Source organism: Chryseobacterium sp. BGA-UO-ETr-SB22 (assembly GCF_059567885.1).
The window spans coordinates 2,101,119-2,116,258 of the sequence record NZ_JCAQOV010000005.1; the positions used below are offsets into that span (position 1 = coordinate 2,101,119).

At 37.3% G+C, this 15,140-nt stretch carries 20 protein-coding genes; all 20 read right to left on the reverse strand.

The features are described from left to right. Positions 1 to 97: 97 nt before the first annotated feature. A complete protein-coding gene (locus AC57AW_RS16890; RefSeq protein ID WP_047385468.1) occupies positions 98 to 355 on the reverse strand; it encodes a hypothetical protein in 258 nt (85 codons plus the stop codon). 91 nt (positions 356 to 446) lie between these two features. After that, entirely contained in the window at positions 447 to 779 is a 333-nt protein-coding gene (locus tag AC57AW_RS16895) for a hypothetical protein (RefSeq protein WP_496352805.1), read from the reverse strand. Between the two features lie 11 nt (positions 780 to 790). Continuing rightward, a complete protein-coding gene (locus AC57AW_RS16900; protein ID WP_228451546.1) occupies positions 791 to 1,345 on the reverse strand; it encodes an RNA polymerase sigma factor in 555 nt (184 codons plus the stop codon). 486 nt (positions 1,346 to 1,831) lie between these two features. Next, on the reverse strand, positions 1,832 to 3,835 hold the full coding sequence (locus tag AC57AW_RS16905) for a S9 family peptidase (RefSeq protein ID WP_496352806.1): 2,004 nt from the start codon (positions 3,833 to 3,835) through the stop codon (positions 1,832 to 1,834). Between the two features lie 175 nt (positions 3,836 to 4,010). Beyond that, positions 4,011 to 4,469: a DoxX family protein gene (locus tag AC57AW_RS16910; protein ID WP_496352807.1), complete on the reverse strand. Its 459-nt coding sequence runs from the start codon at positions 4,467 to 4,469 to the stop codon at positions 4,011 to 4,013. An 84-nt stretch (positions 4,470 to 4,553) separates the two neighbouring features. Then, a complete protein-coding gene (locus tag AC57AW_RS16915; RefSeq protein ID WP_496352808.1) occupies positions 4,554 to 5,012 on the reverse strand; it encodes an SRPBCC family protein in 459 nt (152 codons plus the stop codon). 69 nt (positions 5,013 to 5,081) lie between these two features. Continuing rightward, positions 5,082 to 5,510, reverse strand: a complete 429-nt coding sequence (locus AC57AW_RS16920) for an SRPBCC domain-containing protein (RefSeq protein ID WP_318845293.1) — start codon at positions 5,508 to 5,510, stop codon at positions 5,082 to 5,084. A gap of 96 nt (positions 5,511 to 5,606) precedes the next feature. Beyond that, entirely contained in the window at positions 5,607 to 6,440 is an 834-nt protein-coding gene (locus tag AC57AW_RS16925) for an SDR family oxidoreductase (protein WP_496352809.1), read from the reverse strand. A gap of 47 nt (positions 6,441 to 6,487) precedes the next feature. Further along, entirely contained in the window at positions 6,488 to 7,354 is an 867-nt protein-coding gene (locus tag AC57AW_RS16930; RefSeq protein ID WP_496352810.1) for a VOC family protein, read from the reverse strand. Positions 7,355 to 7,521: 167 nt separating this feature from the next. Next, complete coding sequence (locus AC57AW_RS16935) at positions 7,522 to 7,761, reverse strand: helix-hairpin-helix domain-containing protein (protein ID WP_318845290.1); 240 nt, start codon at positions 7,759 to 7,761, stop codon at positions 7,522 to 7,524. 35 nt (positions 7,762 to 7,796) lie between these two features. Further along, positions 7,797 to 8,210 carry an SRPBCC family protein gene (locus AC57AW_RS16940; RefSeq protein ID WP_047385479.1) on the reverse strand — a complete coding sequence of 138 codons (414 nt, stop codon included), beginning with the start codon at positions 8,208 to 8,210 and terminating at the stop codon, positions 7,797 to 7,799. 79 nt (positions 8,211 to 8,289) lie between these two features. Beyond that, the gene (locus tag AC57AW_RS16945) at positions 8,290 to 8,721 is read right to left on the reverse strand and encodes a VOC family protein (RefSeq protein WP_318845288.1); all 432 of its coding nucleotides are present in this window, start codon (positions 8,719 to 8,721) and stop codon (positions 8,290 to 8,292) included. 155 nt (positions 8,722 to 8,876) lie between these two features. Continuing rightward, positions 8,877 to 9,653, reverse strand: a complete 777-nt coding sequence (locus AC57AW_RS16950) for an alpha/beta fold hydrolase (protein WP_496352811.1) — start codon at positions 9,651 to 9,653, stop codon at positions 8,877 to 8,879. Positions 9,654 to 9,655: 2 nt separating this feature from the next. Then, positions 9,656 to 10,156: a DinB family protein gene (locus tag AC57AW_RS16955; protein WP_496352812.1), complete on the reverse strand. Its 501-nt coding sequence runs from the start codon at positions 10,154 to 10,156 to the stop codon at positions 9,656 to 9,658. Between the two features lie 196 nt (positions 10,157 to 10,352). Beyond that, the gene (locus AC57AW_RS16960) at positions 10,353 to 10,814 is read right to left on the reverse strand and encodes a DinB family protein (protein WP_496352813.1); all 462 of its coding nucleotides are present in this window, start codon (positions 10,812 to 10,814) and stop codon (positions 10,353 to 10,355) included. 19 nt (positions 10,815 to 10,833) lie between these two features. Next, positions 10,834 to 11,244 (reverse strand): VOC family protein, encoded by a 411-nt coding sequence (locus AC57AW_RS16965; RefSeq protein ID WP_496352814.1) that lies wholly within the window; start codon positions 11,242 to 11,244, stop codon positions 10,834 to 10,836. A gap of 97 nt (positions 11,245 to 11,341) precedes the next feature. After that, a complete protein-coding gene (locus AC57AW_RS16970) occupies positions 11,342 to 11,749 on the reverse strand; it encodes a VOC family protein (protein ID WP_318845283.1) in 408 nt (135 codons plus the stop codon). 76 nt (positions 11,750 to 11,825) lie between these two features. Further along, entirely contained in the window at positions 11,826 to 12,416 is a 591-nt protein-coding gene (locus tag AC57AW_RS16975; RefSeq protein WP_496352815.1) for a Crp/Fnr family transcriptional regulator, read from the reverse strand. A 254-nt stretch (positions 12,417 to 12,670) separates the two neighbouring features. Beyond that, a complete protein-coding gene (locus AC57AW_RS16980; RefSeq protein ID WP_496352816.1) occupies positions 12,671 to 13,882 on the reverse strand; it encodes a DUF763 domain-containing protein in 1,212 nt (403 codons plus the stop codon). Positions 13,883 to 13,960: 78 nt separating this feature from the next. Continuing rightward, on the reverse strand, positions 13,961 to 15,091 hold the full coding sequence (locus AC57AW_RS16985; protein ID WP_496352817.1) for an FAD-dependent oxidoreductase: 1,131 nt from the start codon (positions 15,089 to 15,091) through the stop codon (positions 13,961 to 13,963). Between the last annotated feature and the right edge of the window lie 49 nt (positions 15,092 to 15,140).

The window sequence follows — 15,140 nt, forward strand, 5'->3', positions numbered from 1 at the left end:
ATTTCCTTTCTGACAATAAGTCTTATGTTAAAATTCCGGCGCGGGAAGCAGAGCTTCCCGCGCCGAAATTTTAACAATTTTAATTTAGTCTTACGTATTATGCTTCGCAGGTATTATCCTTTTTGCAGCATCTTGAATGGAATTCTTTTTTAAATTTCCCTTTCAGTTCCTGATAGTCTTCATCATTCATTTCTCTGATCTTATCTGCCAGTCCGAAAGGTGATTTTTCCTTGATTCCGTACTCATCAAAAATACCTTTGATAAATCTTTTTCTTTGTATTGCTTTTTTAGCGATTAAGGCTACACCTACAACGGCTAATGCTCCCAGAGCTCCTTTTAATGCTGAATTTTTCATTTTTTCAAAATTTTAAATTTTACTACTTCTTGTTTTTTATAGAGACGAATGAATTTTAATTTTACTTTACTACTTCTTTAAAATTTTCAAATTATTCGTTGTTTCTGTTGAAGAATCCGCCTGAACATTTATTTCTCCAAACTTCTTTGAATTTCTCTCTTTCTTCAGGGGACCAGCCTTCCATTTTCTCTCTCATTTTCCTTTCCTTAAAGTCTTTCATTCCTTTACCGAAATGGAAACCACCGAAAAGAATTTTACTTAGGATCAAGATTCCCATGGCCTGCCAGAAGGTAATGGCTTTTACTCCTAAAATCTCCGGGAGAAGGCAATTCCAAAGCAGCATTACAATCCATGTAACAGCGACTAAAATTAACGGCGGGCATAACAATAAAAAAATCCAACCCTTTTTGTGTTTATAATTCATAATTTCTTTTTCTAACTTTTTAAATCTTCGTACAATTTTCTCAATCTGTTTCTCAAATGCTTCACAGCATAGTTTTTTCTACTGATGATGGTTTTAATATTTTCTCCCTGTTCATCAGCAATCTCCTGGAGTGTTTTGTCGTTTAGTTCATTTTCTACGTAGACCAGTCTTTGTTTTTCGGGAAGTTCGTCTAGTGCTTCAAACAGTTTTTTCCAGATCTCATCCTGAAACATTTTCACCTCAGGACCGGCGCTGTCATCCATCAATAAGATATCCTTGATAGAAAAAGTACCATCTTCATCCTCATATACGAAATCTTCAAGATTTTCTGTTTTCTTTTTGCGGTAACGGTCTGTAATTTTATTTGCCGTTACCCTATACAGCCACCCACCAACATTTACGATCTCCGAAATATTCGTAAGGCTACTGAACTGATACCACACCTCCTGCAGAATATCTTCCGCATCCTCCGTGTTTTTCACTTTCGGACGAATATAGGACATCAGCTTCCCTCCGTAGTTGGAAACGGTTTGTGAGATGATGCTTTCTTTCTCCTTCTGTGGCATTGTTATTTTTTCGACAACCTCCATATTGCTATGACGGCCAGCCTTTTGGTTTTACTTTAATAAATTTAAAATATTTTTCTTACAATTCAATTTTTCTTTTATCCATCAACATTTTTATCTTCTCAATTATTACAAATTACTCATTGCTTATTACTCATTATTTATTTTTACGGGAGCTTATTCCCGCTATCCGCTCATACTCCTCACGCCAAACTCCCCTACAACCTCACCCTCCGACTCTCCTACCCATGCTCCGGGGTAACCGCTGCTATCGGGGCTAGGAGGACAAGTAATGAATGATAATGACCTTTTTATCCATTCTCAATTTCTAACTTCATTTGAGATTCCTACGGAATGACACAATTGTAATGATAGTTTATCCATACAGTTTGTCATTCCGTAGGAATCTAAACACTCATCTAGGCATAATAACAAAAAAGAAACGGAAGACATCAGCCTTCCGTTTCCATATTATAAAATTATTAGTTACTTATTAAAATTTTCCGCAAAGAATCCTAACATTGATTTGTAAAGCTCAATTCTATTCGGTTCTTTTCCAAATCCATGTCCTTCATCGTATTTTACCAGGTAAGGAACTTCAAAACCTTTGGCACGCATAGCTTTTACGATCTGATCAGATTCATTGATGTTTACCCTTGGGTCATTAGCTCCCTGAACCACAAACAATGGCTTTTTGATCTTATCAATCTGATACACCGGAGAAACTTCCTTAGCAATTTTAGCTTCTTCAGGATTATCCAGGTCATACCAGATTTGTTTTACCATTTCTTTATAAGGTTTCCAGTATTCCGGGAACGAATCAAAGAAGGTAAAGATGTTGGATACTCCTACATAATCTACCCCGCAAGTATACAGGTCAGGAGTTTTAATCAAGCCCATTAGTGTAGCATATCCACCATGGCTTCCTCCATAAATGGCAACTTTATCTTTATCTACCCATCCCTGACTGATAGCATATTTTACTCCGTCTTCCACATCATCCATGGCCTTTCTTCCGATCTGTTTGTAACCTGCTTTCTGGAATGATTTTCCATAGCCTCCGGAAATTCTGAAGTTGACCTGAAGTGTGGCATATCCTCTACTTGCAAACAACTGTGCTTCCGGATTGAATCCCCAGCTGTCTCTGATTCCCTGCGGGCCACCGTGAGGATTCACAATCATTGGAACTTTTTTACCATCCAACGCTGCTTTAGGCAATGTGATATATCCATGAATGGTCATTCCGTCTCTGCTTTTAAATTCGATAGGTCTCATTTCAGCCATATCTTCTTCTTTCAGCTGAGGCATCAGGTTGTAAAGAAGCTTGGTTTGTTTGGTTTTGGTATCATATTCATAATAAGTTCCGTAGAGCTTATCACTTCCTACAACCACCAGAAGTTTATCATTATTATCATCAGAAGAAGCAATTCCAAATTCCTTTTCTCCAAACTGAGATTTTAATTTATCATGTATTTCTTTATAAAATTTACTTACCGGAACTGTTTCTCCTTTTGTCCCTTCATAGCTAATAAAATCAAGCTCATAATTTCTATTTTTACCCGCCGTGCTTATTGAACTTACATCATATACAGGATTGGAATAAATTTCTTTAATCACAGCATTTTTTTTCAGATCGTAGAGTACAATTCTCGCTTTATCACTATCAAGATTCGTTACTACATACGCTTCGTCTTTATTTTTAGAATTTTCATTAAACTCTATAATACTAAAGGTATCAGACCAGTCTGCAGATTTGATCAGGTTGAATTTTCCTGTCTGCAGATCTTTATAATAGGTTTTTGTTGTCAATCCGTTTTCAAGAACGCTATACCCTCTCAGATTCCCGTCTTTATCAAAAAGATAGTCGTCGATAGGGCTGTTGACATCTTTATTTTCGTACAGCTGAGTCATTTCCCCTGTAACGAAATTGATTTTAAAAGGTTCAAAGATCTGTTTGTTGTTTTTATTCATGGTAACCACAACGAAATCAGTATCTTTTACAGGAATAATAGCTTGTACTTTTACACCGTCAAATGGCGTTAAATCCTTTTGATTGCTTCCATCTGTATCGGTAGCATAAAGGTGAATATTTTCATTTCCTCCTCTATCCTGCGTATAGAAAAGACGTTTTTTGTTCAGCCAGCCATAACCTTTGATCAGATCATCTTTTTCAACGATGGCCTTAGTGATCTTTCCTGTACTCAGGTCTTTAACGTATACATGATTTTTTTTATCCTGATCTTTTTCTTTATAGGAAAGATATTTCCCGTCAGGAGAGATTTTAAATCCGGAAGCTTTTGGTCTTGCAAAGTAATCTTCAACTTTGTATTTAAAGCTTCCTTTATCATAAGAAATAAGTTTCTCAAGATTAGCCTTGGAAGATGGTAAGGTAGGATCTCCCGGCAGTTTGGCCGTAGAACTTTGTGCGTTGATCATCATAGTGGATAGTACAATAATAGCTGTACCGAAAATTTTGTGATTTAGATTCATAACTTCTGTTTTTAAGGTTAAAGTTATAGAAAGCACTTATTTTCAAAACAATAAAAAATAAATGCATTTATACAATAAGACACTCTATACCCCTAAAATGTTACATTATTTTATCAATTAGTTTAAAAAATATCAATTATATGAAAAAGACAGCCTCAATGACTGTCTCTTTTATTTAGTGTAAGTATATTCCGAAATACCAGGTCCAGACTATTAAAATAATCTGCATGGGAATCCTTTGCCTATAAAGGTATTTCATTCCCGGACCCGTGTAATCTGCTTTAAAAATATTAATCCTTTTCCTGGAAGAGTTAATATTGGCAATAAAAACCAATACATAAAAAATGATGAGTAACACCGCAGTAGTCTCACGAACTGCCGAAATCATAAGCCCAACTCCCGCAGCAATTTCCAAGACTCCTGTAAAGTATACCCAAAACATTCTGGCAGGGATAAACTCCGGAATCATCATGGCCATCCCTTTTTGGAATTTAAAATGGGCAAAGCCTGTAAATATAATAAATATAGCCATTCCCAGGTTTCCTGAAAATATAAAATCCGGCTTTCCCTGAACTAAAAAAGTTCCCAGCAAAGCCAGAATAAATGTTGTGAAAAGTATGACGAGTAGTTTCATTTTTTTAGGTGGTAGATGTTAGGTTGCAGGTAGCAGGGATTAGGATAGAAATTCTAAACTCTAAATTTTTAATTTTGAACTTCATCACACTGAATCAAGGCTTACTCCTTCTGCGAGGCTTTTCACGACCATCAGCCCTTTTGTAAAGCCTGTATTCATGTGATCTTCCCATTGTTTTTCAACCTGAACTTCGGCATGAAGTTTTGTTTTTCCTCCAAAGTCAATTAAAAAGTATTTTTCAAAACTTCCGTTCCATTCCATGACTTCTTTGCTTTGGGTGTCTTCTACTCCATTTTTGTCTACCATTCCCAGATGTTTAAAAACAATCTGATTAGGTTCCTCCAGGCTGTCTATGGTTGAAACCATTCCTTCTCCCTGAGCATTCAAAAAATAGGTTTTCCCACCTACCTTCCAATCGGATTTCATGATAGATCCTGCACCAAAAAATTGGGTCCATTCACTATATGTTTCAGGATTCCAGAGAATGTCCCATACTTTCTGTAGAGGAGCATCAATTACTGTTTCATATGATAAGGTTTCCATTTTTATATTTTTTACAGTGATTTGGTTATGAATTACTTTCAATATCCGGTATATTTCAACCAGAAATGTTTAAAGCTGATTTTCTGAAAGATGTTTAACAATATTCATCGCTTTGGGAAATTTCTCTTCAAAAAATTCTTTAAATTCTGCAGGGGTCTGAATTTCTGTTTTCAGCAGCGTTCCTTCTTCATTTTCCTCAAGAAAATAGGCTTCTGTTGCTTCCCCCCAATCCTTAGGGACTTCAATACCATTATAAATTTCTCCCAGATGCAGAAATTTTATTTCTTCATTAGGAATCACTTTTTCTACCCTGCTGTACATTCCGTTGTTTTTGGGGTCAAGAAATTTAATGATATTGTTCTCTTCGAGCGTTCCTTCATAGAAAGAACCATCTGTAAATGCCGTTGTCCATTGTCTGTAGGTAATATCTCCCCAAAGGACACTCCATACTTTTTCAGGTTCGGCATTGATTTCTATTTCATATGATAATCGTTCCATATATTTTAAGGTTTTAGGTGGTGGTTAATAGGTTGCAGGTGATTGGGTTGGAGTTTGAGATTTTGAAGGTAAGTATATTAAATTCTAATTTCTTTTCTATCCTCCGACAAAATCACCTCCATTGATGTGAATGATTTCTCCCGTGATATAGCTTGCATCTTTAGACGCGAGAAAAACATAGGCAGGAGCCACTTCTGATGGCTGTCCCGCACGCTTCAGCGGAGTGTCTTTTCCAAATTTGGAAAGGTCATCAAAAGCTACTTTCACAAGCGGAGTCCATATAGGTCCGGGTGCAATTCCGTTGACCAGAATTTCTTTTCCGGCAAGGTTATCTGCCAGTGAACGGATAAAAGACAACACGGCTCCTTTTGTAGCAGCATAATCAATTAAATGATCGCTTCCGCGGTATGCTGTGACAGATGTCGTGCAGATGATTCTTCCTCCTTTTCCCATTAGCGGAAGAAAATTTCTGGTGAAAGAAATCATGGAAATGATATTAGTATCAAATGTTTCCTGAATCTGCTCATCAGAGATTTTTTCCAGACTGCTTTTGGAGGTATGAATTCCTGCATTATTCACAAGAATATCAAGTTTCTTCCACTCTTTTTTAATCTTGTCTGCGCATTGGGTTCTGAATGTTTTCCGGGTAAGATCACCTTTTATCAAAAGGCACTTCTGTCCCTCTTTCTCAACCAGTTTTTGAGTCTCTTTGGCATCATCATCGCTTTCTTTGTAGATAACGGCGACGTCTGCTCCTTCTCTGGCAAAATGAACGGCTACAGCCTGCCCTATTCCGCTGTCTCCTCCACTAATAACGGCTTTTTTACCCTTCAGCTTCCGGCTTCCCTGATAATCGTTGCGGATAATTTCCGGAAACAGTCCTTCTTTAGGGACTTTTGACTTAGATTTTGATTTGTTCTGTGTCTTCATAAGCAAATCTTTTCTCTAAATTACATCAAACAATACGCCGAAAATATTTAAGAATGATAAGCATCTTCCAAATCCTGGATAATTATTTTCTGCATTTTCATCATAGCCTGAACTACTTTATAAGCTTTTTCCCTATCGGAATCATTCATTAACTGAATGAGTTTTTTAGGCACAATCTGCCAGCTCAGCCCATATTTATCTTTCAGCCAGCCGCACATACTTTCTCTGCCTCCGTCTGCTGTAAGCGTGTTCCAGTAGTTATCCGTCTGCAGCTGATCGTCCGTCATTACCACCAGCGAAATTCCTTCATTGAAATCAAACTGATGATCATAAGAATTATCCATGCAGAATAAGCTGTAATTGTCTATCACAAAATGAGCATGCTGAACATTTTCAGCCGGTTCCGGGATATCGTGTCCTTCACTTCCTGCTCCATGGGTCAATATGTTTCCAATGCTTGAGTTGGCGAACGTTTTGGTATAGAGTTCCATTGCTTCTTTTGCTTTTCCATTGTTTCCATGGATAAACATCAAAGTAGGAATTATTTTCTGATCGCTTGCTTTTTCACCCAAAAACAACTGCCATGTTACTCCATATTGATCCTGAACCCAGCCATATTTTTTGCTCCATGAGTAAGATCCCAGTTCCATCAAAGCTATCCCGCCATCGAGCAGCTGATCCCAGTACTTTTGAACCTCATCTTCCGTTTCACAGATCACCATGAAAGAGATGGAAGCATTTTTTTTGAATTGAGGACCGCCATTCAGAAGCATCAATCTTTGTCCAAACAAATCAATATTCATCACCACAGGCGTATCTGCTGTGATCTCGCCTCCAAAAACTTTACAATAAAATTCAGCAGACTGTTTGGCGTCTCCGTCATACCAGAGACATGGGAAAATATCGTTGTTCATAATTTTATATTTAAATGCATTGATTTATAATGTTTTACTTTTTTCTTAGGAATGGTGTATTCTTCTGCTGATTAATTTTACAGCAAAAGAAATCTTATGTCTTTGCTTTTAAAGAGATTACTCTACTTCGTTTGCAATGACACCGTAAAATGGTTTAGTTATACTTTTTATGCTTCTTTAAAACATACCTGATTTTCTTTCATATAATTCTTCAGTTTCACCATCGTATTTTTCCCGAAACCATGCAGCTGCATAATTTCTTTCTCGGAATAATCTGAAAGTATTTCCAAAGAATTTATTTTTTCTTTTTCTAAAGCTCTTCTTGCAGGTATGGCAATAACTCCATGAAGAAATTCTTCTTTAGAGTCATAATTAAAAGCATAAATGGAATTTAAACTCTTGGACATGATAACTAAATTGATCATGGCTACAAAAAATATTGTTAATGATTCTCAACATACTTGTGGAAATTGTTAAGAATAGCATACCAGCCATCTCGCTGCATTTCCACTGAATTTTGTTTTTCCGGATCGAAAATTTCAATAACTTTCGTTGTGTTTTCATCTATTTTATCGAAAACAACTTCCACTTTCCGTCCGTCCTCCATATGATATTTGATAACCTCATGAGGAATAATTTCGTCATAAACTCCTTCAAAATCGAATCCGAAACTTTTGTCTTTAGCTTCCATTCTGTTTTTGAATTTGCCTCCTACTTTCAGATCATTTTCAGAACTAGGACACTGCCAGCTTTCGTGGGCGAAATTCCATTTTGTGATATGCTTTGGCTCATTGAAATAATTCCAAACTTTTTCAACGGGTGCTAAAATTGTAATGTCTATTTTAATTGGATCCATAGTTCTAATTTTTTTATAGTTTGAATAAAGAGCTGCCCAAAAAAATGGGCACCTCTTTTATAATTAGTTAAATATAGGATTATTTTGCGTATTCATCATTATAGTTCACCATCCAATGAACACCATATTTATCCTGAAAGCATCCGAAATAGTCTCCCCAAAACTGATCTTCAATCGGCATTTCCACGTTTCCGCCATCAGAGAGCTCTTTAAAGATTCTGTCGGCCTCATTTCTGGAATCCGGGAAAACAGAAACGTAATTATTGTTTCCCACGGTAAGAGTCTGCCCAAACCCAGGTACAATGTCTGATGCCATTAAAAGGTCACCTCCAATAGGCAGTGCAATGTGCATTACCCTGTTTTTTTCTTCTTCTGAAAGGTTTTCTGTACCGGGAGCATTTCCCATTTTATGAATTCCTCCAACGAATTCACCACCGAAAACAGTTTTGTAAAAACCGAACGCTTCTTCAGCTGTTCCATCAAAATTCAGATACGGATTTAATTTAGCCATGATTTTTAATTTTAAAGTTATTATTATAAAATATAAGGTTCTATTGTTATTCCATTAAGGATTAATTAATTGAGTATGAATAGTAAGTACAACTACATTTAACATATTGTAAATCAGAAAGATTTACTTAGCACTATTCATTATTTCCAAAGTTCTTAATGGATTATAAATTTTTCTACTTCTCTGACGGTAAAGTCTATTAAGTTGATGTCAATACTTCCGTCAAAGTCAGGCATCATATAAATACCATGCGTTGCGGGAAGTATCATTAACCGGGAGCCTTTCACCAGGCGCCACATTGCTGCTGCATGTTCCGGTTTCATGACATCCTGATCACCACTGATGAATAATGTGGGTGATTGTATGGAAGTCAGCACCTCGTCATCCCAGTCTTCAAATGTCTGCATCCTCTTGCAGTCTTTCTCAAAAAGGTTTTCCAGTTTTGAAAAATCCGGATTGAGATTTAAAAAATTAATTTTGAAAGGTTCGGGCATTGATTCAAAAGTAGCTTCCTGCATTCCTTCAAAAAAGCCGTCTATCATTCCGTTTCTTTTATAAAATGCAGAGGCAACGACCAGTTTTTCTACTATTCTTGGATGTCGATGGGCAATTTGCATCACCGTACTTCCACCATTACTGAATCCCCAAAAGGAAGCTTTTCCGATGTTTAATTCTGCTAAAAGTCTGGCAACATCATCGGCATCCTGTTCAAAGGTTTCAGGAATATCGCGGTGTTCACTGCGTCCGTGATTTTGCAGATCGATTCCTATGAGTTGGAACTTGTCCTCCAGTCTGGCAATGACTTCTTTAAAATCGTACAGAATGGAAGATCCTCCGCCATGAATAAGAACGAGAGGTTTTCCGGATCCATAGATCTCGTAATACAATTGAATGCCATTGACTTTTTTATAGCCTTTTTCTACCGGATTCATTGTTAGTATTTAAGATTTTCATCTACATCATACTTCATTCCGGGATAGTTCAGAATTCTGCGCATCAAGCCTATCTGCCCGCAGAGATAGTCTTCACGGCCGATACACATTCCAACAAAATTGAGTTTTGTTTCTTTAATAAAGGGAATATTCATTCCTATTTCAAATATCTCATCCAGTTCTTCATCTGTTACTTCATAAAGTCTTTGGTATACTTTAGCGGAAATTGCATGAAAGTTTTCCTTTAGTTCAGTTAAAGTGGGATATTTAAAGCTTTCATCCAGCGCTTTTCCCTGGAAAAACAAGTCACTGTAAGGGTCTTCTTCCTGTATTCCAAGCACCCAGCCCAAGCCGTAGCGCATATTGACACAATTCCCTGCCATCCACACAATATGGTTGGTTTTATTTTCAATTCTTTTCAATGCATCTTCTTCCGAAATGCCTTCCAAAACATTCATAAAGCTTTGGGAGTGCATTCTGTAAGCCGGAATAATGATTTCCATTTTTTTTGATTTTGGTGTGTCCATTTTAATTTTATATTAGAAGGTTGAGGAGTTAAGAGAAACGCAAAGGCGCAAAGTATTTTACAAACTGTGCATTTTTAAGGCGCAAGGATTTATCTTCGATAAAATTGTACTCTTCTAAAAATAGTATGGAAAACTGCGACAGTTCATTTGTCATTCCGAGCAAGCAAGGAATCTATTTTATGGCGCCCGGTTTTCCTAAGATTCTACGGAGATAGCCCAGCTGACCGCTGTGGTAAATTTCATGAAGGCTTAGGGTTGAAATATCTTTAACCATTTCCGGTTTAAAGCTGTCAAGTGTCTCTAGTTTTGCTTCCAGCCTGTCCTGAGTTTGTTTCAGATAGGATTTTAAATCTTCGAAGTTGATTAATTCATCTTTGTGATCTAAAGCAATTTCACCTCTATTGTAAAATGAAAATTTTTCGCCGTCCCAAACGGATTCTTCTCCAAGAATATTCAGTAAGGGATTTCTGATGTAGATCAAATGTCCAAGAATCCAGTTCATACAATTGGCTTCACCATTGGGGAAAATCATAGATTCTTCATGGGAAATGCCATCGATATTTGAAGTGATCACATAATAAGTACTGGCTACCTGATTTTTTATGATTTCTATATCGTTTGATTGTGTTTCCATAGGGTATGTATTTAATAAGTTATTCCGCAGGCATCTGAGATACGTCTCCATGCATCACTTCCCACTGATGGCCGTTGATATCAGCAAAGCTGCTTTGATACATCCATCCATAATCTACGGGCTCACCATATTTTGAACCTCCGTTTCCGATGGCTGTTTTTACCATCTGATCTACTTCTTCGCGGCTGTTTACCCCAATGGCAAGAAGTACCTGTGTAGTATCTCCTTTAGCAAAAGGTCTGTTCGTAAAGGTCTGAAAGAAATCTTCTTTGAGAAGCATGGTATAAATATGATTTTCTTTCATTACCACGCATATTGCCTTATCATTTGAAAACTGTTCATTGATAGAAAAGCCAAGATCTGTCCAGAATTCTCTGGTTTTTTGTACGTCTTTTACGGGTAAATTGACGTATATATCGTTAATGTTCATTTTGTAATTTTTGGTGGTGTATTGTATTCAAAGTTACCAAGGTATGGTAAGAATATGCTTGCCATAAGACAAGATTTAATTTTTATCGGGATGTAAGCTATTCTGCCGGCATTTGCGACATATCAGCAAACGTCATGTTCCAGCCATGTCCGTCAAGATCCCAGAAAGAGTTCTGATACATCCATCCGTAATCCTGAGGTTCTTCATGCTGCCACGCTCCGTTTTCTACAGCGGTATTCACTATTTTATCTACATCTTCACGGCTGTCCAAACCTACGGCTACAAGAACCTGACTGGTATTTTCTTTGGCAACAGGCTTATTAGTGAAGGTCATAAAATAATCTTCCTGCAGAAACATAACATAGATGGTATCGTTCAAAGCAACACAGGCTGCTTTATCATCAGAGAATTGTTCATTAATCGAAAAACCAACCTTAGTCCAGAATTCTTTTGTTTTCTGTACATCTTTTACCGGAAGGTTCACATAAATTTGATTGACTTTCATTTTTGTAATTTTAGTGTTAATCTGTTATCCAAAATTACCAAGGTGCAATGAAAATCAACTTGTCATAGGGCAAGATTTAATTTTTCTTAGGATGGGAAACTATTTCTTTGCGAATACGGCTCAAAGAAGTGTCTGTAACTCCAAGATAGGAAGCTATCTGCTTCAATGGTGCAAATTGTATGACTTTAGATTTCTGCTCCAGCAGATTAAGGTATCTTTTGGTTGCTGAAAGCGTGAACATTTCTACGGAGCGCTGTTTGTAAGCAAAAAGTTCCTGAGACATCCATGATCTTCCCCATTCTCTAAGGTTTGGAATTTTATGGAATAATTCCTGAAAGGTATCATAATCCATCCTCCAGCATTCACAATCTGTAATACAAACGATATTTTCCTGAGAGGAAACCCGCTGAAACATTGACAAAACCTCAATAATGACTTCATTTTCTACGAAAAAGTGAGTGGTTACTTCATTTCCGTTGAAATCATTAACATAGGAACGCGCCAATCCGCTTTCAAGAATATAATATTCATTGGCTGTTTTTCCTTCCTCAAGAATGAAATCTCCTTTTTGGAAAGATGTTTTCTCATGAGCCTGAAATATCTCATCCAGTTCCTCACGGAAAAAAAAGGGAAAGTCGTAGCAGATTTCTAAGGCTTTATTGGTCATTGGTGTCTATTTTTTCAGACTTTAAAAATAAAATTTTTAATTGAATTAAGAGCAAAAAACATTAAACAAAGAATATAATACTTTTATAAAAAAGCATATACCACATTGAAATTAAAGGTATTTTAGGACTAACAACTTTTAAACACTCATTTAACCACCCCGTCAAAAATTCTTTGAATTTTCGCCACCCCTCCAGAGGATGGGAATGAGTATTTGCCGATGATAGTGATTGTAAAGTTTTTAAAAGAAATATTTTAAAACAGGGAAAGCTGTATCGATTTTGGAGTGTTGGGTTTCTGGGCATCTCCGAATACCGTTTTTCCGCCAAAACGCCACGAGTTTTGTCTTTCTTCTTCAATCACCTGCTGAATATCAAAATCCGGAGTGAAATCTTTTTCGGCATTGACTACGATCTGATGAAGTTTATTCAGGGAATTTAATTTATCAGAATTTCCTAATTTGGACTTTTCTATTCCTTTTTTCAGGATGCTGATACTTTCATCATAGGTATTGACAGGAACAGGAAAAGGATGTCCGTCTTTTCCTCCATGCGCGAAGGAAAACCTTGCCGGATCGGCAAATCTTGAGGGAGCTCCGTGAATGACTTCACTTACCAAAGCCAATGACTGCATGGTTCTTGGCCCTACTCCTTCCAGCAACAGTAAATCTTCAAAATTTTGTGGCTGCTGTTCCTGAGTAACATATAAAAGTGCTCCCAGACGCTTCAGATCTACATCAGAAGCCTGAACGTCATGATGGGCAGGAAGAATCAATCTTGCGAAATCCTTCATCACTTCCGCAGAATCGGTATGGGAAATATCTAAAATTCCTTTTCTGTTCTCAGAAGCTTCAGTATCTGTAAGGTTAAGAATCTTTCCTCTTGAAATTCCGTTGATCCCTGTATGAGGCTGTTCTACAAATGATGTAATGTTTTCAGAATGCCAGTGATACCGCCTTGCTGTTCCATCCGACTCATGCATTCCCTGCTGAATAACGCTCCAGTTTCCAGTATCGGAAAGGATGAAATTGTGCAGATACAGTTGATAGCCGTCCTGAATTGCCGTATTATCTACTTTTGCAGAAAGCTTGCTGGCTCTTACCAGGTCTGTTCCATTGAGTCCCGTTTTATCAGCAATTCTGATCAGCTCTGACGGAGTTTCCCGGGAAAACTTTCCTTTCCCCCCGCAGATATAAAGTCCCAGAGATTGTGAATTCGGATTAATGGAACGTTTCAATGCTCCCATCACGGAAGTGGTAATTCCTGAAGAATGCCAGTCCATTCCCATCACCGCTCCAAAACTCTGAAACCAGAACGGATCTGCCAATCGGCGCAATACCTCATCTTTCCCATAATCCATGAGAATGACTTCGATAATAGAAAGTCCCAGAACAGACATACGCTCATACAGCCATGGCGGTACTTTGCCGTAGTGAAGGGGTAAATCTGCTGTTCCTGAACGTTTCATTATATTTTTAAAAATGTAAAGTTAAGTTTTATTCCCCTTACTATTTAATGATCCGGATCATTAATTCTATTATCATAGTTATTGGATAAGACTTGTAAAAGAGAAAACGGGATCACGCATTTCCAGTTCATTTTTACTGGATTCCTGCTGTGCATCTTTGGCATAGACAAACATTTTTTGTTCGTAAGCGTCAATAGCTTCATTTATGCTTTGATATTTTCCTTCTGTCAGGTTTTCTGATAAAATTAAAGCATCCATTAGTCCGCTATTCACTCCCTGCCCTGCAAAAGGCGGCATCAGATGTGCGGCATCTCCAATAAGTGTTACAGGCAAAGAACGGTTGTTTTTCCAGGATTTGTCTAATGGAATTTTTCTTGTTGGCAGCCCTACAAAAAAGGAAGTTGAATTAAATAGCTGTTGATAAAGCTCATTCCATGCAGAGAATCTTTCAGAAAGAAACTGACAAACCTGTTCTGTATCCTTAAAGTCCAAGGTACAGCCATCTTTCCATTCTTCAGGCTTTTTGAATATAACTCCATACGTCATTGCTCCGTTATTATAGGGATTGGCTACCAATAAATTGCCTTCAAAAACGGTCATTGGTCTTTTCCCGTCGCACCATTCAAAGAATTCGGGACATGCTTTCTCAGGTTGAGGAATATCTCCCTGAATGATAAAAGTTCCTGTATCTTCTACTTCGGCGTCTGTTACATATTTTCTTACTTTAGACATTCCGCCATTAGCGCCTATGACCAAATCCGCAGTAACATCAGGTTTATCCTTAAAATGAAGCTGCCATTTCCCGTTATTTTCTTCCATTCCGGTAAAGTTCATATCCCAAATTACCGTATTATCTGAAAGGCTAGCCAGCAACATTTCTCTTAAATGATTTCTGTTGATTTCCGGATTATCATATTGATTTTCAGAAGTAATTTCTTTCGTAAAAAGTATATTGCCTTGTTCATCAGCGATTTTGATTCCCATAGGTAAGGCTATTTCGTAATATTTATCCAACAATCCAGCCTTTTTCATTGCTTTCTGTCCTGATTCCTGGTGAAGATCTAAAGTTCCGCCCCAAACTCTTGTCTGTGCGTTCTTATCTCTTTCATAAACATTTACTTCAATACCTTTCTGCTGTAATAAGACTGCCATGGTTAAACCAACCGGACCTGCGCCAATAATGGCTATTTTTTTATGATTGAGTAGCATAATTTTGTGATGTATTTTATTATGTCACAAAATTCAGGAATGTTATGGT

Excerpts from the sequence above, each read along its gene's own strand:
- AC57AW_RS16890 (WP_047385468.1), bottom strand. The coding sequence starts at position 355 with ATGAAAAATTCAGCATTAAAAGGAGCTCTGGGAGCATTAGCCGTTGTA.
- AC57AW_RS16895 (WP_496352805.1), bottom strand. The coding sequence starts at position 779 with ATGAATTATAAACACAAAAAGGGTTGGATTTTTTTATTGTTATGCCCG.
- AC57AW_RS16900 (WP_228451546.1), bottom strand. The coding sequence starts at position 1,345 with ATGCCACAGAAGGAGAAAGAAAGCATCATCTCACAAACCGTTTCCAAC.
- AC57AW_RS16905 (WP_496352806.1), bottom strand. The coding sequence starts at position 3,835 with ATGAATCTAAATCACAAAATTTTCGGTACAGCTATTATTGTACTATCC.
- AC57AW_RS16910 (WP_496352807.1), bottom strand. The coding sequence starts at position 4,469 with ATGAAACTACTCGTCATACTTTTCACAACATTTATTCTGGCTTTGCTG.
- AC57AW_RS16915 (WP_496352808.1), bottom strand. The coding sequence starts at position 5,012 with ATGGAAACCTTATCATATGAAACAGTAATTGATGCTCCTCTACAGAAA.
- AC57AW_RS16920 (WP_318845293.1), bottom strand. The coding sequence starts at position 5,510 with ATGGAACGATTATCATATGAAATAGAAATCAATGCCGAACCTGAAAAA.
- AC57AW_RS16925 (WP_496352809.1), bottom strand. The coding sequence starts at position 6,440 with ATGAAGACACAGAACAAATCAAAATCTAAGTCAAAAGTCCCTAAAGAA.
- AC57AW_RS16930 (WP_496352810.1), bottom strand. The coding sequence starts at position 7,354 with ATGAACAACGATATTTTCCCATGTCTCTGGTATGACGGAGACGCCAAA.
- AC57AW_RS16935 (WP_318845290.1), bottom strand. The coding sequence starts at position 7,761 with ATGTCCAAGAGTTTAAATTCCATTTATGCTTTTAATTATGACTCTAAA.
- AC57AW_RS16940 (WP_047385479.1), bottom strand. The coding sequence starts at position 8,210 with ATGGATCCAATTAAAATAGACATTACAATTTTAGCACCCGTTGAAAAA.
- AC57AW_RS16945 (WP_318845288.1), bottom strand. The coding sequence starts at position 8,721 with ATGGCTAAATTAAATCCGTATCTGAATTTTGATGGAACAGCTGAAGAA.
- AC57AW_RS16950 (WP_496352811.1), bottom strand. The coding sequence starts at position 9,653 with ATGAATCCGGTAGAAAAAGGCTATAAAAAAGTCAATGGCATTCAATTG.
- AC57AW_RS16955 (WP_496352812.1), bottom strand. The coding sequence starts at position 10,156 with ATGGAAATCATTATTCCGGCTTACAGAATGCACTCCCAAAGCTTTATG.
- AC57AW_RS16960 (WP_496352813.1), bottom strand. The coding sequence starts at position 10,814 with ATGGAAACACAATCAAACGATATAGAAATCATAAAAAATCAGGTAGCC.
- AC57AW_RS16965 (WP_496352814.1), bottom strand. The coding sequence starts at position 11,244 with ATGAACATTAACGATATATACGTCAATTTACCCGTAAAAGACGTACAA.
- AC57AW_RS16970 (WP_318845283.1), bottom strand. The coding sequence starts at position 11,749 with ATGAAAGTCAATCAAATTTATGTGAACCTTCCGGTAAAAGATGTACAG.
- AC57AW_RS16975 (WP_496352815.1), bottom strand. The coding sequence starts at position 12,416 with ATGACCAATAAAGCCTTAGAAATCTGCTACGACTTTCCCTTTTTTTTC.
- AC57AW_RS16980 (WP_496352816.1), bottom strand. The coding sequence starts at position 13,882 with ATGAAACGTTCAGGAACAGCAGATTTACCCCTTCACTACGGCAAAGTA.
- AC57AW_RS16985 (WP_496352817.1), bottom strand. The coding sequence starts at position 15,091 with ATGCTACTCAATCATAAAAAAATAGCCATTATTGGCGCAGGTCCGGTT.